This is a genomic window from Pseudoalteromonas sp. MIP2626 (assembly GCF_013414205.1).
Lineage (GTDB): Bacteria > Pseudomonadota > Gammaproteobacteria > Enterobacterales > Alteromonadaceae > Pseudoalteromonas > Pseudoalteromonas nigrifaciens.
Genome location: NZ_JAATTW010000001.1, coordinates 266,183 through 285,170, shown reverse-complemented (window position 1 = coordinate 285,170; position 18,988 = coordinate 266,183). Strand labels below are relative to the sequence as shown.

The following is an 18,988-nucleotide window of genomic DNA, read 5'->3' as shown; positions in this document are numbered from 1 at the left end:
TAATAAATCTATTATCCATGACCTAGGTTATTTACTGTGTAGTATGACGATAATCATCTATTGGGCATTGGCTAAGAATAGAAACCTCACCGCTACTCGACTCTTGCTCTAGCTTTACTTTAAACCCCCATAAACGGTACAGATGTTTAAGTACTTCATTGTGTGAGTTAGCGAGTGGAATATTATTGTGCGGCACATAACGTAATGTAAGTGATCTGTCGCCTCTAATATCAACATTATAGATTTGAATATTAGGCTCGTGATTACTTAAATTATATTGCGCCGACAGCGCTTCTCTTACTGCTTTATAGCCATTATCATCATGAATAGCGCCTATTTCTAAATGAGGGTTATTTGTATGATCAACAATAGTAAATAATTTAAAGTCACGGATCAGTTTAGGTGATAAAAACTGGCTTATAAAACTCTCATCTTTAAAGTTTTGCATTGCAAAGTGCAGCGTGTCGAGCCAATTACTGCCAGCATACTGCGGGAACCAGCGTATATCTTCCTCTGTTGGCTGCTCACAAATACGGCGAATGTCTACCATCATATTAAAGCCCAGAGCATAAGGGTTTATACCCGAGTAATATTGGCTATTATAAGGTGGTTGATAAATCACATTAGTATGGCTTTGTAAAAACTCCATCATAAATGAATCAGTCAATTTTCCTTCGTCATATAAGTGATTCAAAATAGTATAATGCCAAAATGTAGCCCAACCTTCATTCATCACCTGGGTTTGTTTTTGCGGATAAAAATATTGCGATATTTTACGTACAATCCGAATGATTTCACGCTGCCATGACTCTAGCAGCGGCGCATTTTTTTCAATAAAGTATAAAATGTTTTCTTGTGGCTCTTGTGGAAAATGACGCTCATGCTTTTTAGCTTCTTGTTGTTGCGCAGGAATAGTGCGCCACAACTCGTTTACTTGTGATTGTAGATAGTCTTTTCGTTCTTGCTGGCGCTTTTGTTCTTCAAATAATGAAATACGTTGCGGGCGCTTGTATCTGTCTACGCCGTAATTCATTAGCGCATGGCAAGAGTCGAGCAGGGTTTCTACCTCAGTAATACCGTATTTCTCTTCGCAGCGGCTAATGTACTTTTTAGCAAACAGTAGGTAATCGATAATTGAGCCGGCGTCGGTCCAGGTTTTAAATAAGTAATTCCCTTTAAAAAAAGAATTATGCCCATAACAAGCATGCGCCATAACCAGTGCTTGCATGGGCAGGGTGTTTTCTTCCATTAAATAGGCAATACACGGATCGGAGTTAATGACGATTTCGTAGGCTAATCCCATTTGACCGCGTTTATAATTTTGCTCAGTTTGAATAAACTTTTTACCGTATGACCAATGGCTATAGCCTATAGGCATACCAACGCTAGAATAGGCATCCATCATCTGCTCAGCGGTGATCACTTCAATTTGATTAGGGTACGTGTCTAAGCGGTAGTGCTGTGCAACACGGGCTATTTCATCACGGTACTGGGCCAATAACTCAAAAGTCCAATCTGGGCCATCACTTATATGTTTATCCTTCATATTTACTACCTCGCTTAGGCTATGCAGCCCCTTGCTGCTGACGACCTTTTTTAAATAGCTCTCTAAAAATAGGGTAAATATCCTCAACGCTTTGAATATGTTGTATGGCAAAATTAGCATGGCTTTGGGTGATGTCTTGATACTCGCGCCATAAACTTTGATGCGCCCGTGTGGTTATTTCTATATAGGCAAAATAGCGCACTGCGTTTAATAATTTATTACGCAAAATTTGTCCACATTGCGGTGTGTCGTCTGCCCAGTTATCACCATCAGACGCTTGCGCGGCATACACATTCCATTGTTCAGAGTTGTAGCGCTCTTTAATTATTTCGTCCATGAGTTTAAGGGCACTCGAAACAATCGTGCCGCCGGTCTCTTGGGAGTAAAAAAACTCTTGTTCGTCAACTTCTTTAGCTTGCGTGTGATGTCGAATATATACCACTTCAATGTCTTTATAGCTGCGTGTTAAAAACTGATATAGCAAAATATAAAAGCGCTTAGCCATGTCTTTTGTGGCCTGATCCATAGAGCCAGACACATCCATAATACAAAACATCACGGCTTTGCTGGTAGGATGAGGGCGTTTTTCGTAATTACGAAAACGTAAGTCGTAATTATCAATAAAAGGCACTGCCTTAATTTGCTTTTTAATCAGTTCAATTTCACTACTTAACAGCACAATAGCAGCTTTATCAGGATGTGCTTGTGCAAGTAAAATAACTAACTGAGCTTCAAGCACTGCTAATAAACGCTTTTTACCTGCGCTCATGGCCACGCGCCGTGCTAACGAGCCTTTGAGTGAGCGTACAATATCAATATTACTTGGCATACCATCGCTGCAAAAACCAGCGCGATGAGTTTTCATTTGTACTAGTTTGTCGAGCTGATTTTCTTGCAGGTTTGGCAGCTCTAAATCCTCAAACAACAAATCTAAATATTCATCCTTTGAAATCGAAAATACAAATTCGTCTTGACCTTCTCCCGAGTCGCTCGCTTCACCGCCTCCTGCGCCACCACCTTGCCCACCTTTAGGGCGCTCTACTTTATCGCCAGTAGAGAACTGATCGTTCCCTGGGTGTATTTGTTCTCTATTGCCGCCTTTGCCTTGATGAAATGTAGGTTCGCTAATATCGCGCTGCGGAATAGAAATGCTCTCCCCCGAGCTTGCGTCGGTGACACTGCGTTTATTAATCGCATCAGAAACCGCTTCTTTAATTTGTTTTTTATAGCGCCTAATAAAGCGCTGGCGATTAAGCGTGCTTTTATTCTTTGCGTTTAATCGCCTATCTATAAAATGCGCCATTAATTACCTCCTAAACTACCAACATGAAGGTTATTGCGATTTTCTAACCCGTAAATACCACTCAGATAACAACCGCACTTGTTTTTGTGTGTAGCCTTTTTCGACCATACGATTAACAAAGTCTTCGTGTTTTTGCTGATCCTCGGCAGAGGTTTTGGTATTAAACGAAATAACGGGTAGTAAATCTTCGGTGTTAGAGAACATTTTTTTCTCGATCACAGTGCGCAATTTTTCGTAGCTGGTCCACAGTGGATTTTTACCGTTATGGTGCGCTCGAGCCCTAAGCACAAAGTTTACTATTTCGTTACGAAAATCTTTTGGATTAGAAATACCCGCTGGCTTTTCTATTTTTTCAAGTTCTGCATTAAGGGCATCACGGTCAAATAGTTGGCCAGTATCGGGGTCGCGGTATTCTTGATCTTGAATCCAAAAATCGGCGTAAATAACATAACGGTCAAAAATATTTTGTCCGTATTCAGAGTACGACTCTAAGTATGCGGTTTGCAGCTCCTTACCAATAAACTCAACATATTGTGGAATTAAATAGCCTTTTAAAAAACTCAAATAACGCTCTTCGGTATCAGATGCAAACTGCTCACGCTCAATTTGTTGTTCTAACACATAAAATAAATGTACTGGGTTCGCAGCAACCTCAAGGGTGTCAAAATTAAATACTCGCGATAAAATTTTAAAAGCAAAGCGGGTAGAAAGCCCTGTCATACCTTCATCAACCCCAGCATAGTCTCGATACTCTTGATACGATTTAGCTTTTGGGTCGGTGTCTTTTAGGGTTTCGCCGTCATATACTCGCATTTTTGAAAAAAGGCTCGAGTTTTCAGGCTCTTTTAACCGTGATAACGTTGTAAACTGCGCTAAAATTTTAAGTGTTCCTGGGGCGCACGGCGCGTTGTACAACTCACTGTGCTGAAGTAGCTTATCGTAAATTTTAATTTCTTCGGTAACACGTAAGCAATAAGGAACCTTAACAATATATACCCGGTCTAGGAATGCCTCATTGTTTTTATTGTTTTTAAAAGTTTGCCACTCAGATTCGTTTGAGTGGGCTAGTATCATGCCGTTAAAGGGCAGAGCACTAATACCTTCAGTACCGTTATAGTTACCCTCTTGGGTGGCAGTTAGCAGAGGATGCAGTACCTTAATAGGCGCTTTAAACATCTCAACAAACTCCATTAAGCCTTGGTTTGCTAAACATAAAGATCCAGAGTAGGCGTAAGCATCGGGATCATTTTGTGCAAAATGTTCTAGTTGGCGAATATCTACTTTACCCACTAGTGCCGAAATATCTTGGTTGTTTTCATCCCCAGGCTCTGTTTTGGCAATCCCTATTTGATTTAAAATAGAAGGGTAGCGCTTAACCACTTTAAATTGGCTAATGTCGCCGTTAAATTCTTTTAAGCGTTTTCCGGCCCAAGGCGACATAATGGTTTTTAAATAGCGAGGTTTAATGCCGTATTCTTGTTCAAGTAATTTAGCATCTTCAATCGGGTCGAATAAAGACAGTGGATGGTCGTTTACAGGGGAGCCTTTAATAGAATAAATTGGTACTTGTTGCATCAAGTATTTAAGTTTTTCGGCAATTGATGATTTACCACCACCAACCGGACCCAATAAATAAAGAATTTGTTTACATTCTTCAAGGCCCTGAGAGGCGTGTTTTAAATAAGAAACAATTTGCTCGATGGCATCTTCCATACCATAAAAATCAGCAAAGGCAGGGTAGCGCGCTACAACACGATTAGAAAACAATCGACTTAAGCGTGCGTCTGTTGCTGTGTCTATCATTTGTGGCTCGCCAATTGCCATTAGTAGACGCTCAGGAGCGCTTGCGTAGGCAGATTTGTCGGTTTTACAAATATCTAAAAACTCAGCGATACTGTACTCTTCTTCTTGTCCAGCTTCATATCGTGCTTGGTAATGATCAAAAATCGTCATAAAGACCTCCAAAACCCACTTTAAAAATAGCTTAACTTCTTAAAGTCTAGTCACGATTTTGAATTTTTGTGCAATAAAATTAAAAATTTATATTAAAAATGATGATCTTGACTTTTTAATATAAGAGGTACTAGTGCGAGGAGGTGGGAATTGACCAAGCATAAAAAAAGACGCCGTAGCGTCTTTTTAAATTTAGCTTTTAAGGGCTAATTAAGCGAAGTTAGCGTTCGCAAATTCCCAGTTAACTAGCGACCAAAAACCTTTAAGGTAATCTGGACGAACGTTACGGTAATCGATGTAGTAAGCGTGTTCCCATAAATCCACAGTTAGGATTGGAGTAACGCCATCATCAGTTAATGGTGTAGCAGCGTTAGAAGTGTTAACTATGTCTAGTGAACCATCAGCTAGTTTAACTAACCAAGTCCAGCTTGAACCAAAGTTATTAACTGCTTTGTCGTTTAATGCTTCTTTAAATGCATCAAAAGAGCCCCATTTAGCATTGATTGCATCAGCAATCGCGCCAGTAGGTGCACCACCGCCATTTGGCGATAAACTGTTCCAGTAGAACGTATGGTTCCAGATTTGTGCAGCGTTGTTAAACACGCCACCGTCTGATGAACATACGATTTCTTCTAGAGATTTGTTTTCAAACTCAGTGCCTGGGATCAAGCCATTAAGTTTAACAACATAAGTGTTGTGGTGTTTACCATGATGAAACTCAAGAGTTTCTTTTGAAATATGTGGCTCAAGTGCATCAATTGCATATGGTAGTGACGGTAGTTCAAATGCCATTTTTTATCTCCATCTTCTTTTAGTTAATAGTCCATTTAGTAATACGTAATGCCTGTTGGAACAGGCCAGTTATCTATACCAAACGGGAATATAGTGTTACTATAATTGTTGAGTATTCTACTCAAGTTTTAGCAAACAGCAATGCTATTGCTAAAGACTATTTCAATTGCGGCTTTATTTGCCCATTTTAAGTTATAGATCTATGGTCTCACTGAGTTATTTTCAAGGCCTAGGTATATTAAATTATCGTCATTTTGAGGTTGTAGATGGAAACCATTGATAAAATTAAACAGCAAATTTCAGAAAACCCAATAATCCTTTTCATGAAAGGATCGCCTAAGTTGCCTAACTGTGGTTTTTCTTCACAAGCATCGCAAGCGTTAATGTCATGTGGTGAACCATTTGCATATGTTGATATTTTACTTAATCCAGACATTCGTGCTGAGCTTCCTGCTTATGCAAATTGGCCTACATTCCCACAGTTATGGGTAGATGGCGAATTAGTTGGTGGTTGTGATATTATCATCGAAATGTTTCAGCGTGGTGAATTACAACCATTAATTACTGAAACAGCAGCTAAATATAAAGAAGCTGACGCAGAATAATATATCTCAATAAGCATGCTTTTTAAGGTGTATTGATACAAAATTTTGCTAAAACAATAAAACCACTTTTATAGTGGTTTTATTGTCCTAGATTCAAATTGTAAGTGCATAACTTGTTTTGGCTAGATTAAGTGGTCAGTTGCTCATAAGCTAACTGCTTTTTCTCCGGCAAGAGATTTTACAATGAGACATTACAAACAACTGACCTATGCGCAAAGATGCCAGATCGCCGTTCTAAAGAAAAGCGGTTTTACGCAACAAAGTATTGCTGAGCTAACTAATTTATCGCAATCTACCATTTCAAGAGAGCTTTCTAGAAATACAGGTAAGCGAGGTTACAGATACAAACAAGCTCATGAGCGGGCTTTGTTTCGCCGAAGAAGTGCAAGAAAACCGCTTAAGATGACACCAGAAATGATAGCCTTAATTACCCAGAAGCTTAATGAGAAGTGGAGTCCTGAACAAATAACGGGATGGTTGCGCAAAGAAAGTGAACGGTCTGTCAGCCATGAATGCATTTATCTGTATATCTGGGAAGATAAAAAAGCAGGTGGTGAGTTATACCTACATCTGCGCCGACACGGTAAGAAATATCACAAGCGCAGTCATGGTAAAACAAACCGAGGGCAAATAAAAAATCGCGTTAGCATTGAAGTACGTCCACAAATAGTTGATGAGAAAGGCCGTATCGGAGATTGGGAAATAGATACCGTCATAGGTAAAGGTCATCGAGGCGCCCTTGTTACCATTGTAGAGCGGGTCACCCAATTCACTGTATCAACTCAGGTGGCAGGAAAAACAGCACAAGCCGTCACTGCGGCGACGATAGAACTATTAAGGCCATATAGGTCAGCGCTTCATACCATCACGGCTGACAATGGAAAAGAGTTCGCTTATCACGAGCAAATCACAGAGGCTTTAAGTGTTCCTGTTTATTTTGCTCACCCTTATCATTCATGGGAGCGCGGATTGAATGAAAACACGAATGGATTACTACGTCAGTATTGGCCGAAGAGCACAGATTTTAAGGCGGTAACACCAGCGCAAGTTATACCAGTACTTGAGCAACTTAATAATCGTCCGAGGAAGACACTTGGATTTGAAACGCCTGCAAAATTGATGCAGGATCACTTGGCGGCTAAAGCCGCCTAAACGTTATGCACTTCAGATTTGAATCCGCGTGTTTTTATTAATCGTTTCTTTTGCATTATTTTAGGGTTGAAAATTTACAAAACAGCCCGAACTTTGAAAGCATATCCACTATGCAACCAGAGCCTCCAGCCTTAAAAAGATAACGTAGCTTATCAATAAAATACCTACTAAAAGCCAACATCAAAGCATTACATTAAAACGCTTTACTACACTGTAAGTTCTTTATTTATTGCTTGAATAAAATGCAGGAACACTTAGTCCATAGAAAAATAATCTAAAGAGGGCCGGCCTTTTGCTTTTGCGCGTTTTAAACCTAAATAACAGGCTAAATTACATAGTAATTGCAATGTAATTATTACCCCACAACTAATAATAAAATTGTTTAAAGTGGCTGTGGTATTATTCATTATAAAAACCAGCGTGACCAATAACTGCCAAACCAATGCTGTATTTAAATAGCGCAATAAAATCTGCTTAAAGTGAGTATGTTTAAAGGTACTCAAAATCAGAAAAACGAGGCTAACGATTAACACTAACCAGCCCGCAGTTAAACAAAAGTAGGCAACTGTATTTTGCATTTTAATCCTTAATCCTACTAATCACTTATCAAAATAAATGCACAAACTAATATTAAGCGTGTGCCATTATTAGCTCTTTAGCGTTTGCTTTTGCTGTTTTACTTATATTGTCACCCCCTAATAGGCGGGCTATTTCGTTAACTCTGCCATCTTTGTTTAAAGGCAGCATTTGGGTAAAGGTTTCTCCATTTGCTATTTCTTTAGCAACAAAAAATTGTTGATGCGCGCTACTGGCTACTTGCGGTAAATGGGTAACACAGATCACTTGGGTAGACTTACCTAATTGACGCAATAACTTACCAACAGCAGAGGCCGTTGGCCCAGAAATACCCACATCAACTTCATCAAAAATGAGAGTAGGTGTTGTGACTTTTTGCGCAATAATGACCTGAATAGCTAAACTTATACGCGACAGCTCACCACCCGAAGCAACCTTTGCTAATGGTTGTAATGGTTGCCCTGGGTTGGTTGACACTAAAAACGATACATTGTCGTAACCTAAGCTATTGGGTGCGCGTTCGGTTTCTTGAGTTAGGGCAATTTCAAATATGCCGTTTTCCATTGACAGGTTTGCCATGCTGTCACTAATTAAGCGGTTGAGTGTATTAGCATACTCACGGCGGCTTTGGCTTAGTTGTTCACTAGCATGTTGATAATGGCTAAGTGTATTTTCAATTTCAGATTCTAACTGCTCTAAGCGAGAGCTGTTATTACTAATAGACTCAAGCTCTTGGCTAATAGCTTGGTGAAACTCAACCAATGCTTGCGGTTTAATATGGTGTTTACGCGCTAAATCCATAGCGCCGCTTAATCTGTTTTCTACCTCTACTAAGCGAGCTGGGTCTAAATCGGCCTGTTCAGTGTAACTGCGTACTTCTCGGCTAGCTTCCTCTACTTGTACAGCGGCCTCTGCAAGCAATGTAGCTACGCTTGCTAACGTTTCGTCATATTGTGCCAGCTCAGAAAATTGTTGCGCGCTGTGTTGCAATAACGAACAAGCATTTTGCTCATCACTTTCGTATAAATGCTGTAACTCACGTTGACACGTTTCTAAAATCGTTTGGCTATTACTTAATTTGTAATGTTCAGCTTCTATTTGTTCAAATTCACCATCTTGTAGGGCAAACTCGTTAAGCTCTGCTACTTGGTACTCTAATAGTTGTTTTTGCGCAGCTTGTTGCTGCTGTTGTTGTTGTAAGTGTTTAAATTCTTTTTGTAAATTAGCAAATTGCTTATAGCTTTGGCTAACGTCACTGACCAAGTTATGATGTCCAGCATAGGCATCTAGTAGCTGCAGTTGATGCTCGGCTTTTAACAAGTGTTGGTGGGCATGTTGGCCATGAATAGAAATTAAATACTGGCCAAGTTCTTTTAGTTGCGCTGCTGTTACGGCACTGCCATTAATGTAGCTTTTGCTGCGGCCACTTTTACACACCACGCGGCGCAATAAACATTCGTTATCGGCGTTGCTCAACATATGTTGTTCTAAAAAAGCATGAGCGAGGGGCAAATTACTTAAATCAAATTGCGCGCATACTTCCGCTTTATCTGTGTTTGGGCGCACAGCAGAGGCTTCGGCGCGCTCGCCTAGGCATAGCGAAAGGGCATCAATAGCAATCGACTTACCCGCACCCGTTTCACCGGTAATTGCGGTCATGCCGTTTTGCCACTCTGTACTCAAATTACTTACAATTGCGAAATTCTTAATTTCTAAACCAATTAACATACTGTTTATCCATCCAGTCAATTAACTGTTAATTTATACAGTGTTTTGGTTTTTTGCAAATTAAATTTTTATGACTTACGCAATTTCTTTATCTTGAATATTTTTAGAGTGGCTATTAATGTCGCTTATTTCGTCAGCATTATTAATATTATCAGCGAGTTGTTCTATGTCTTCTGTTTTAATATTAACAATAAGAGCGGGTAAAATAGTTTGATAAAAAGTCTTGTTATATAAAATACCTTGCATAGGAAGTTCTGCTACAAAGTACTGTATGTTATCGACTAAATTTTGTGAGTAGTTGCTTTGATAAGTTTTAATTAACTCGTTCGACAGTACATTAATAAGTAAATCGGCAGTGCTTTCTAACTGGTTTAGGTTTTCATCTGTGTGAGCTTGCACCACAAAAAAATTACTTACAATTGCTTGTATACGTGGCAGGTATTTGGGGCGGATAAGCTTAGCGTCAAGTAACTCATTGAGCTTTAGCTTTAAGCGAGTATTAACTTGTGATACTCGAGCATTAAAAAGCTTTTTTTTCGCTTCGATGGCTTTTTTGCGGTTATTTTCAACAATTAAATAACTAGCTAATAATGTAATTAATAATAATAAAGCAAAAAAAACAATATAAGTCATTGCCGCACAATCCTGATTTGGTTAGCTATTTTATAAAAAATATATTTTGATCTAAAGCACGATACTTAGCAATAAAATTAGTATAAACGACTGCCCCAATTGAGCTTTTGGCGTAATACGTTGTAATAAGAGTAATTTTTAGGATGAATAAGGCGCAGCTTTTTATCGGCTTTTTTTATTACTACCTCATCACCGGGTAAAACGGCGAGCACCACATGACTGTCGCAGCTAACTTGCAAGCTATCGGTGTTTTCAAGGCTTAGTTTTAAGCGTACTTCGTTATCGGCATCAACTACCAGCGGACGGCTCGATAAAGTATGTGGAAACATAGGTACTAGCGCTATTGCGTTAAGCTCAGGAGTAAGGATAGGGCCGCCCCCCGATAGTGAATAAGCAGTTGAGCCGGTAGGGGTTGATACAATAAGTCCATCTGAGCGCTGAGAAAACACAAAGTCGTTATTTATAAAGGCTTCAAACTCAATCATGTGTGCTACTTTGTCGGCATGTAAAACGGCTTCGTTTACAGCAGAGTTAGCACTTTTAAGCTCGTTATGACGATACACTTCTACTTCAAGTAAAAAGCGCTTTTCTTCAATATACTCGCCGCTGAGTACCTGCTCTAAACTGGCTTCAAAACCCTCGGGGTTTAAATCGGTTAAAAACCCAAGGTTGCCTCGGTTTACACCTATAACGGCTATATCAAAGCGGGCTAATACACGCGCTGCGCCAAGCATATTGCCATCGCCACCTACTACAATGGCTAAATCAGCTTGTTCACCTAAGTCGACCAGTTTAACTAACTTATTTTTGGGTATATCAATAAGTTGGCTTCCTGTACGTTTTTCTACAATAACTGTAAAACCAAGCGCAAGTAAAAATGTATGCAGGCGTTGCAAGGTTGCCGCCGCATCTGGATGATTTGGTTTACCAATAAGGCCGATAGTGCGAAAAGGAGAATCCATAATAAATACACAGCAAGTTTTAATATTTGTAGAGTAACCTAAAACAGAAGTGTTTGAAAATACAGATCGTTAGCAATACTGCCATGAATTTATCCTGCAGCTCATTAATTTAGGTGTCGTATAGCTAATCACTTGAAATTAAGAAGCTCTGCCCCGATATAAAGCACATGAGACAAGATGCAGTAACCATGAAACTAAACCCACGAGATCAACAAATTTTTGCGGCAGTAATGAGCACGTATTGTAATGGTGAGGGTTTACCTGTGCCATCAACAAAAATTGCCAAGCTAAAAGGTATGGCAGTTTGCTCGGCTACAGTACGTAATGCCATGGCACGTTTAGAAAAAGTGGGCTTGCTCTATTCACCCCACACATCAGCGGGGCGCGTGCCAACAGACTACGGATTTGATTATTGGTTTGAGGAATTTTTTGCACTCGCCGATATAGCTAATTACTGGCAACCTGTGCAAACACAATTAGTTGAATTAGCGCATGGTTTAAGTCAGCGTTATCAGGTGTGTTGTTGTGTTGGTTTGCCACAAGTACGCTCGCAACAAGTATTTAGAGTGGAAGTGCTCGATTTTGATTCCACTGATTGGTTAATCTTATTAATAGACAGAGCAGGGCAAAGCCATAATATTTGTATTAATAAGCCCGATGACGCAAGTGATACTGTGCGTTATCAGTTTGCCACGTGGTTAAATACAGTATTTAGCCAACAAACCTTAATAGAAGGTTTGTACCGTATGCAGGCAATGGCTAATACTGCGCCGCGTAACTGTCATGATTCACTTAACCAGTGGACGCGTGAACTAAGCCAAAAGCTTGGATCTGATAATAGTATTGTGGTTGGTGAAAACTATTTGTATAAACAAATAGATTGCGAGCAAAGCCTAAACATTGGGGTGTCTTTTTTAAATTTTGTTGAAGACAAACTAGTATTTAAAAATGGGGTGTCGGTACTTAATACTGAAAACCTACCTTTTTCAGATTGTAACGAATTGATTGTGATTAGCTTGCCGTACTTTCAAAATCAAGAATATCAGAGTCGTTTTTGTGTAATTTGTCCAAAATCAGCGCCAATCGAAAAAATAATCCAAGAATTTAAATTAATTGAGACATCTAACTCTTGAATCTTTTAATTCAATCCCCATAATTACCGCAGTTGTAAAGAATTGGAGCACATATTTATGTCTGAGCAGAGACAAAACCCAGAACAAGAAGTAGAACTAAACGAAGACCTAGCAAAAATGGAAGCTGACGTTGAAGCCGCTGTACAAGCAGCAGAAGAACACGCAGAGCAAGAGCAAAGCCCTGAAGCTGAAATTGCAATGTTATATGCAGAGCTTGAAGTAGCAAAGCAAACAATAGCAGATCAAAAAGACGGTGTAGTTCGCGCCGCTGCTGATGTTGAAAACATGCGTCGTCGTGCCGCACAAGACGTAGAAAAAGCACATAAATTTGCACTAGAGAAGTTTGCTAACGAATTGCTCCCGGTTATTGATAACTTAGAGCGCGCAATTGAGTTTTCTGATAAAGAAAACGAAACGCTAAAGCCTGTGCTAGAAGGTATTAGCATGACGGTAAAAAGCTTTAACGATGCAGTTGCAAAATTTGGCGTTGAAATTGTTAACCCACAGGGTGAGCAGTTTAATCCAGAATTTCATCAAGCTATGTCAATTCAGCCAAGCAACGATGTATCGCCAAATACAGTATTAGCGGTAATGCAAAAAGGCTACACCTTAAACGGACGTTTATTACGCCCAGCTATGGTTATGGTATCTAAAGCAGCTGACGCTTAAGTTGTTATAAATGATTTAAAAATGCCTCAATTTGAGGCATTTTTTTTGCCTTTTAAATAGTGAACCAATTGCACTAAAACAGTGAGTATTACAGCGGCAAACATCAAGCTTGAAAAAGGCACGGCACTTTTAGCATGTAGTATTGCTAATAGCGGGCCGACCAAAGCACCACTACCAAAGCGTAACGTGCCAATAACCGCGGTTGCTGTGCCTGTATTTGCTTCAAATTTCATTAAAATAAGTGAGTCGGCATTACTGGCTATTATACCTAAGCTCATCATCAGTGGTGCAATAGCGCCAACAATAAAGTAAAGCGACAGCTGCATAACACTAAAAGTAAGTAGCGCAGAGCCTGAAAGTAAGCCAAATATTAATCCGTAGTAGAGCATTTTACGAGAGCCAATTCGCGGCACAATGCGAGTATTTAAAAAATTCCCCAACATGAGCGCTACAACGTTAAACGCAAACAAAATGCCAAATAACTGCTCCGATACTTTAAATAGGTCTAAGTATACAAACGGCACTGAGGTTAAAAAACAAAAAAATCCAAACGATACAAACATAGAGCTTAAAATATCGGCGCGTGCATCTTTGTTGCTTAGTATTGTTTTATAACTATTAAAAAATAATGGCAGCCCTTTAAGCTCACTTTTAAAAATAGGAATGTCGATTAAATACACATGCACAAAAGCTAAAATAATAAAACTGTAGGCCGCTAAAATTAAAAATATGGTAGACCAAACAGAAAACCCTAAAATAAGCGAACCAATTGAAGGTGCAAGTAACGGCGCTACCATCATAATCATCGACACATAGGACATGCCTTTGGCGGTGTTTTTTTGATAAATATGCCTAATTATTCCAGGTACTACCACGGTTGCGGCTGCACCGGTAAATGCCTGCACGGTACGCAATACCCAAAATGCATATATATCGGTAGTAAAGGCAAGAGCTAATGACGTTATACCAAATAAAGTTAAGCCAATTTTAGCCAGTTTACGGCGACCAATTTGATCGGCAATAGGGCCAAAAAATAACATCCCTAATGCATAGCCCGCTAAATAAATACTCAACGATATTTGTACGTTAGGCATACTGGTTTGTAAGTCACCCGCAATAACTAACATTGCCGGTAAATACATATCAATTGCTAAAGGCGTAATTGCCACAATACTGGCGAGTAAAGGCAATAAAATACGGGTGTTAAAAGACGAAGCCGAGGCAGGCATGTATAAACTCAATCATTACTAAACAGGATGTGTAGTGTAACAGGGCATGCTGATTGGATAAACTTAGTTTGCCTGCTAAGTTAATTTTAATGGGCAAATAACCTGATCTCCGGATAATAAACCTATCTCAAGCAGCTATTTTCAGCGCTAACTGCGTTGAATTTACTTGCAATAGGCCAGCTATTGACACGTAAATTCGCCTTATTTTCACTGAAAATCTCTGGCTAGAGAAAATAAGATTAAATATAACTATGATTCAATACGTTAGTAAATATCTTAACCAGAGTTCAGGTTAAATAAACAACAAAAATTTATCGTTACTTGCTAAAAAGCAATTATTTTAAACAGTGGTGGTATTTGCTATTCTAGTGCTAACAAACAAATATGATTTGAGGGAATATAATGAAAAAACTCGTGATAGCTATATTAGCTACTGCAGTGCTGGCTGGCTGTAAAACATCACCAACAGGGCGCACCCAAATAGCGCTTTATTCTGATCAACAAATGAGTGAAATGGGCACAGCCAGTTTTGCTGAGATGAAAAAAAATCAGCCTATTAATAAAAATCCACAAACTAACGCGTATGTAAATTGTATTGCAGAGCAAGTAGTGGCTGTATTACCAAAAGAATACGCGTCGCAAAATTGGGAAGTAGTGGTATTTGAAGATGAATCTGCTAACGCTTTTGCACTACCTGGTGGTTACATTGGGGTTCATACGGGCTTATTAAAAATAGCCACCAATCAAGACCAACTAGCAACAGTGCTAGGGCACGAAGTAGGGCACGTAATTGCAGAGCATTCGAACGAACGTGTATCGCAAAGCTCAATGCTACAAACCGGTATGCAACTTGGTAGTGCAGCACTTGAAATGGGAAATGTTGGGTATCGTAACGAAATTATGCAGGGCTTGGGCTTGGGCGCACAATATGGTGTTGTATTGCCGTTTAGCCGTTCGCACGAATCTGAAGCTGACGAAATTGGCTTGGATTTAATGGCGCAAGCTGGTTTTGATCCAAAAGAGTCAGTTACTTTATGGGAAAACATGAGCAAAGCGGGTGGTGGTGCAACGCCTGAGTTTTTATCAACTCACCCAGCACCAGCAAGCCGCATTAAAGACTTACAAGCACAAATGAGCCAAGCATTAGGCGAGCAAAAAACAGCAAGAACACAGGGTAAAAACCCACAATGTAAGCTGTAATCTAGTTTAACTACAAATAAAGCCCTGTGAGTAACTACTCACAGGGCTTTATTATATTCATTATTTTCTGAGTAAAGAGCTGTTGATTAAAGCTTAAAATGTCCACTCAACATGAAGTTGTGGTACCGACTCTGTTACATCAGTACCAAATTTGTGATGCCAATATTGCCATTCCATCCCTAGTAATAGGGTGTTTTCTTTCATTTCAAGGGCATGACCTAAATCCCAGGTAATGATAGGCTGCGCTAAAAACCACGCACGCACATCTTGACCAAATTCATTTTCACGCTCAGCAATGTATTCAACATGGCCTTTTACATTAAATTTTTGCGTGCCAATCATAAATGGGTAGTCAAACGCAACATCAAACATCCAGCTATTAGTCTCTATTGGTGCGCCACCTTTTGCTACACCTTCACTGTCATCAATGTAGGCAGTTACTAGTGTCTGAAAAAAGTTAAATCCAGGTACATCCCAGCTCAATTTAACACCTGGTAAGTATTTCATTACCTTGGCGTCTCCTGCTACGTTAATACCGGCGGTTAAACCAACATCAATTAACGCGCCCGAACCAACCTGTTGGCCAGTAATAGCCGATAGGCTAACGGTTGAATACCATTCGCCATAAAAATCACGGTCTTGAAAGCCATCTTCAAGATCGTCTTTACTGTAATCAATAAAGAAAAAGTTATCGCCGTAATCATAACCAGATGCGTGCTGAATTGAATACACAGCGGTATCTGACTCTTGCTCTGTAAATGGGTTTGTTTGCTCGCCATAATTAATGTGTAGAGCAGTGCTGCTCCAGTTAGCAGCAACAGCTGAGCTAGATAAAACGCAAGTGCTTAAATATAAAGCAGGAAGTAATTTTTTTAGTTTCATAATAATAATTAGTGTGACACGCGGGAGCGCTAGTATAAGCAAAGGGAGGTGGTTTGTTAATTATTATATTACACGTTGTAGCTTAATCACTAAGCTACAACGTAGTAGCGTTAATTTATGCTTTATTTCTGCGCAGACAAATAACCGCAATCGCACTAAAAGCTAATATAAAGCAGTAGTAAGAAGAAGTTGATACTTCCCATGGGCTAATTTTAAATGTAGCTCCAAGTAGTAATGCTTGCGCGCCATAAGGCAGTGTACCTTGCGTTACACAGGCAAATATATCGAGCAAACTGGCTGAGCGTTTGCCTGTAATGTTACCATCATCTGCAAGCTTTTTAGCAATTGGGCCGGTAACAATAATAGACACTGTGTTATTAGCAATACACATATTGCTGGCCATTACTAACGCTGCAATACCAAGTTGGTCTGCCACTTTTCTATGCCACTTAGCAATTACTTTAGTAATTGATTGGATTTTTTGCGCTATGTAATCCAGGCCACCATTAAGGCGAATAAATTCAGACAGACCGCCTATAAACATCGACAGCAAAAATATTTCTTGCATGTCGGTAAAGCCTTTATAAATATCTTTTACAAAGCTGGCGCCTTCGTAACTGCCAGTAAAGCCCATAAGTGCAGCAAAAATAATACCGCTAAGCAAAACTACAAATACGTTAAAGCCCATTATCGCAAGCACTAAAATAAACGCATAAGGCAACACTAATAAAATGTCGTAATCTTTGGTTTCAACAACTTGAGCAGCGGGTGTTAAATATAACAACAACGCAATTGTAACAATAGCGGCCGGAATAGCTATTTTAAGGTTTTCTTTAAACTTATCTTTCATTTCACAGCCCTGAGTACGGGTGGCTGCAATAGTGGTATCCGAAATTATCGATAAGTTATCACCAAACATTGCGCCCGACACTATAGTACCGGCCATAAGTGCTGGATCTATACCTGTTTTAACCGATACTGCATACGCTATAGGGCCAATAGCACCAATAGTACCCATTGAAGTACCCATGGCGGTAGAAATAACGGCGGCAATTAAAAACAATCCAGGGAGTAATAAAGAAGGTGGAATAATTGACAAACCAGCGTTAACAACCGCATCAACGCCACCTGTAGCACCGGCAACAGCAGAAAATGCACCCGCTAGTAAGTAAATTAAACACATGGTAATTATGTTGTTATTACCTACACCTTTAATAAAGGTTTCGACGCTTTGGTTGATTGAAGTTTTATTTAAAATAAAAGCCAGAATAATGGCAGGTAAAATAGCAACGGGGGCAGGTAATTGATAAAAAGCGTAATCAACCCCTTGCGATTGTAAATATAAGCCTGAGCCTAAAAATATCGCTACAAATGTAAGTAGGGGAAGCAAAGAAAGAATTGCTTTATTTTTGTTAAATGATGGCTGCATCATATTCCTCGTATTATTGAAAAAAGATCACAGCCAAAACTCCTCTTTTAGCTGTGTTTAGCGAATCCTCCACTGTATTTAAACTAGGAGACCACTGCGCCCGCAAGCCAAAGACCAAATCGACGCTGAAAAAGAAGTTTAAATGTATAGATGGCTAAAGTAAACTGGTATTATTATTTAAATTAAAACTGTGACCTGACTATTACATGCTATTTAGGTAATATCTAGCCTAGTAAATAGCGTTGATTGATCAATAGTATCTTCGGGCGATCCACAAGGTGCTGCAAATTAAAATATTAGGTAAGGTAATGACAAAAAATAGAATCGGTGTTTTTGGTGCCAACGGCAGAATGGGCTCAGCCTTATTAGAAGCAGCAAGTACAAAAGAGTATAGTGAACTTGCTGCCGCTTATGTGCGCAGTAGTTCACCGTTATTAGGCATTAATGTTAATCAACTAAACAGTGCTGCAGATAAAACAGTAACCTTTAGTGATGAAGCTAATATAACGAATGTTGATGTATTAATTGATTTTACTTTGCCAGCCGGCATGCGCACGCATTTACAAACAGCGGTTAAGCAAGGTGTACCTATGGTAATTGGTACCACGGGGCTTAACGAAGCCGATATGACATTACTACACGAGGCTGCAAAGCATATTCCTATTGTATTTGCGCGCAATTACAGTGTGGGGGTAAATGTATTACTTAATTTAGTGCAAACAGCTGCCACTAAGTTTGGCGATGATATGGATATTGAAATTTTTGAAGCGCATCATCGCCATAAAATAGATGCGCCGTCGGGCACAGCGCTGGCCATTGGCGAAGCCATTGCTGATGCAAAAGGCTGGGATCACGACGATGTTGCCGTATACGACCGCAGTAAAGTTGAGCAGGCTAAGTCGCAAAATGAAATAGGTTATTCGGTGCTCAGAGGCGGCGACATAGTAGGTGAACACACCGCATACTTCGCAACAATGGGCGAAAGGCTCGAATTAACCCATAAAGCAAGCTCAAGAATGACCTTTGCATTAGGTGCTATAAGAGCTGCAGGCTGGTTAGTAAATAAACCGGCAGGACTTTATGATATGCAAGATGTACTAGATTTGAAGTAGTTAAGTTGTTCTTTCGGCTGTTTGGGTCTGAATAAAGGTACAAGCAGTTATTTATTATAATTTACTAAATAGCGTTAGATCTAA

Annotated in this window: 16 protein-coding genes; 6 read left to right on the top strand and 10 right to left on the bottom strand. The window is 39.6% G+C overall.

The features are described from left to right. Positions 1-31: 31 nt before the first annotated feature. From HC000_RS01260 to HC000_RS01245, 4 genes are all read right to left on the bottom strand, one after another. Positions 32-1,546: a SpoVR family protein gene (locus HC000_RS01260; protein ID WP_179806709.1), complete on the bottom strand. Its 1,515-nt coding sequence runs from the start codon at positions 1,544-1,546 to the stop codon at positions 32-34. Between the two features lie 19 nt (positions 1,547-1,565). Continuing rightward, entirely contained in the window at positions 1,566-2,849 is a 1,284-nt protein-coding gene (locus tag HC000_RS01255; protein WP_179806708.1) for a YeaH/YhbH family protein, read from the bottom strand. Between the two features lie 30 nt (positions 2,850-2,879). Next, entirely contained in the window at positions 2,880-4,802 is a 1,923-nt protein-coding gene (locus HC000_RS01250) for a PrkA family serine protein kinase (RefSeq protein ID WP_179806707.1), read from the bottom strand. Positions 4,803-5,012: 210 nt separating this feature from the next. Beyond that, complete coding sequence (locus HC000_RS01245) at positions 5,013-5,594, bottom strand: Fe-Mn family superoxide dismutase (protein ID WP_179806706.1); 582 nt, start codon at positions 5,592-5,594, stop codon at positions 5,013-5,015. Between the two features lie 266 nt (positions 5,595-5,860). On the opposite strand from HC000_RS01245, the gene HC000_RS01240 reads away from it, so the two are divergent. Both HC000_RS01240 and HC000_RS01235 read left to right on the top strand, forming a co-directional pair. Further along, complete coding sequence (locus tag HC000_RS01240; RefSeq protein ID WP_004335359.1) at positions 5,861-6,199, top strand: Grx4 family monothiol glutaredoxin; 339 nt, start codon at positions 5,861-5,863, stop codon at positions 6,197-6,199. Between the two features lie 183 nt (positions 6,200-6,382). Further along, complete coding sequence (locus HC000_RS01235; RefSeq protein ID WP_179806705.1) at positions 6,383-7,351, top strand: IS30 family transposase; 969 nt, start codon at positions 6,383-6,385, stop codon at positions 7,349-7,351. 630 nt (positions 7,352-7,981) lie between these two features. Here HC000_RS01235 and recN read toward each other — a convergent pair. From recN to nadK, 3 genes are all read right to left on the bottom strand, one after another. Beyond that, positions 7,982-9,655, bottom strand: coding sequence for a DNA repair protein RecN (gene recN / locus HC000_RS01230; protein WP_179806704.1), 1,674 nt, complete (start codon positions 9,653-9,655; stop codon positions 7,982-7,984). A gap of 75 nt (positions 9,656-9,730) precedes the next feature. Next, positions 9,731-10,288 (bottom strand): hypothetical protein, encoded by a 558-nt coding sequence (locus tag HC000_RS01225; RefSeq protein WP_179806703.1) that lies wholly within the window; start codon positions 10,286-10,288, stop codon positions 9,731-9,733. Positions 10,289-10,365: 77 nt separating this feature from the next. Continuing rightward, a complete protein-coding gene (gene nadK, locus HC000_RS01220) occupies positions 10,366-11,250 on the bottom strand; it encodes an NAD(+) kinase (RefSeq protein ID WP_179806702.1) in 885 nt (294 codons plus the stop codon). A gap of 167 nt (positions 11,251-11,417) precedes the next feature. Between nadK and HC000_RS01215 the strand changes: the two genes are divergently transcribed. Together HC000_RS01215 and grpE are read left to right on the top strand one after the other, a co-directional pair. Next, positions 11,418-12,383 (top strand): HrcA family transcriptional regulator, encoded by a 966-nt coding sequence (locus HC000_RS01215; RefSeq protein WP_179806701.1) that lies wholly within the window; start codon positions 11,418-11,420, stop codon positions 12,381-12,383. 57 nt (positions 12,384-12,440) lie between these two features. After that, the gene (grpE, locus tag HC000_RS01210; RefSeq protein ID WP_011327905.1) at positions 12,441-13,052 is read left to right on the top strand and encodes a nucleotide exchange factor GrpE; all 612 of its coding nucleotides are present in this window, start codon (positions 12,441-12,443) and stop codon (positions 13,050-13,052) included. 26 nt (positions 13,053-13,078) lie between these two features. On the opposite strand, the gene HC000_RS01205 is transcribed toward grpE, so the two are convergent. After that, a complete protein-coding gene (locus HC000_RS01205) occupies positions 13,079-14,281 on the bottom strand; it encodes a Bcr/CflA family efflux MFS transporter (RefSeq protein ID WP_179806700.1) in 1,203 nt (400 codons plus the stop codon). Between the two features lie 402 nt (positions 14,282-14,683). On the opposite strand from HC000_RS01205, the gene HC000_RS01200 reads away from it, so the two are divergent. Further along, the gene (locus HC000_RS01200; RefSeq protein WP_179806699.1) at positions 14,684-15,481 is read left to right on the top strand and encodes a M48 family metallopeptidase; all 798 of its coding nucleotides are present in this window, start codon (positions 14,684-14,686) and stop codon (positions 15,479-15,481) included. Positions 15,482-15,574: 93 nt separating this feature from the next. Here HC000_RS01200 and HC000_RS01195 read toward each other — a convergent pair whose 3' ends face one another. Together HC000_RS01195 and HC000_RS01190 are read right to left on the bottom strand one after the other, a co-directional pair. Then, positions 15,575-16,363 (bottom strand): nucleoside-binding protein, encoded by a 789-nt coding sequence (locus HC000_RS01195; protein WP_179806698.1) that lies wholly within the window; start codon positions 16,361-16,363, stop codon positions 15,575-15,577. Between the two features lie 115 nt (positions 16,364-16,478). Next, a complete protein-coding gene (locus HC000_RS01190) occupies positions 16,479-17,792 on the bottom strand; it encodes a Na+/H+ antiporter NhaC family protein (RefSeq protein WP_179806780.1) in 1,314 nt (437 codons plus the stop codon). Between the two features lie 308 nt (positions 17,793-18,100). On the opposite strand from HC000_RS01190, the gene dapB reads away from it, so the two are divergent. After that, the gene (gene dapB / locus HC000_RS01185; RefSeq protein WP_179806697.1) at positions 18,101-18,904 is read left to right on the top strand and encodes a 4-hydroxy-tetrahydrodipicolinate reductase; all 804 of its coding nucleotides are present in this window, start codon (positions 18,101-18,103) and stop codon (positions 18,902-18,904) included. Positions 18,905-18,988 lie beyond the last annotated feature (84 nt).

Coding starts and splice junctions, on each gene's coding strand:
- HC000_RS01235 (WP_179806705.1), top strand. CDS start 6,383: ATGAGACATTACAAACAACTGACCTATGCGCAAAGATGCCAGATCGCC.
- HC000_RS01215 (WP_179806701.1), top strand. CDS start 11,418: ATGAGACAAGATGCAGTAACCATGAAACTAAACCCACGAGATCAACAA.
- HC000_RS01195 (WP_179806698.1), bottom strand. CDS start 16,363: ATGAAACTAAAAAAATTACTTCCTGCTTTATATTTAAGCACTTGCGTT.
- HC000_RS01245 (WP_179806706.1), bottom strand. CDS start 5,594: ATGGCATTTGAACTACCGTCACTACCATATGCAATTGATGCACTTGAG.
- recN (WP_179806704.1), bottom strand. CDS start 9,655: ATGTTAATTGGTTTAGAAATTAAGAATTTCGCAATTGTAAGTAATTTG.
- HC000_RS01225 (WP_179806703.1), bottom strand. CDS start 10,288: ATGACTTATATTGTTTTTTTTGCTTTATTATTATTAATTACATTATTA.
- nadK (WP_179806702.1), bottom strand. CDS start 11,250: ATGGATTCTCCTTTTCGCACTATCGGCCTTATTGGTAAACCAAATCAT.
- dapB (WP_179806697.1), top strand. CDS start 18,101: ATGACAAAAAATAGAATCGGTGTTTTTGGTGCCAACGGCAGAATGGGC.
- HC000_RS01255 (WP_179806708.1), bottom strand. CDS start 2,849: ATGGCGCATTTTATAGATAGGCGATTAAACGCAAAGAATAAAAGCACG.
- HC000_RS01190 (WP_179806780.1), bottom strand. CDS start 17,792: ATGCAGCCATCATTTAACAAAAATAAAGCAATTCTTTCTTTGCTTCCC.
- HC000_RS01260 (WP_179806709.1), bottom strand. CDS start 1,546: ATGAAGGATAAACATATAAGTGATGGCCCAGATTGGACTTTTGAGTTA.
- HC000_RS01250 (WP_179806707.1), bottom strand. CDS start 4,802: ATGACGATTTTTGATCATTACCAAGCACGATATGAAGCTGGACAAGAA.
- HC000_RS01200 (WP_179806699.1), top strand. CDS start 14,684: ATGAAAAAACTCGTGATAGCTATATTAGCTACTGCAGTGCTGGCTGGC.
- HC000_RS01205 (WP_179806700.1), bottom strand. CDS start 14,281: ATGCCTGCCTCGGCTTCGTCTTTTAACACCCGTATTTTATTGCCTTTA.
- grpE (WP_011327905.1), top strand. CDS start 12,441: ATGTCTGAGCAGAGACAAAACCCAGAACAAGAAGTAGAACTAAACGAA.
- HC000_RS01240 (WP_004335359.1), top strand. CDS start 5,861: ATGGAAACCATTGATAAAATTAAACAGCAAATTTCAGAAAACCCAATA.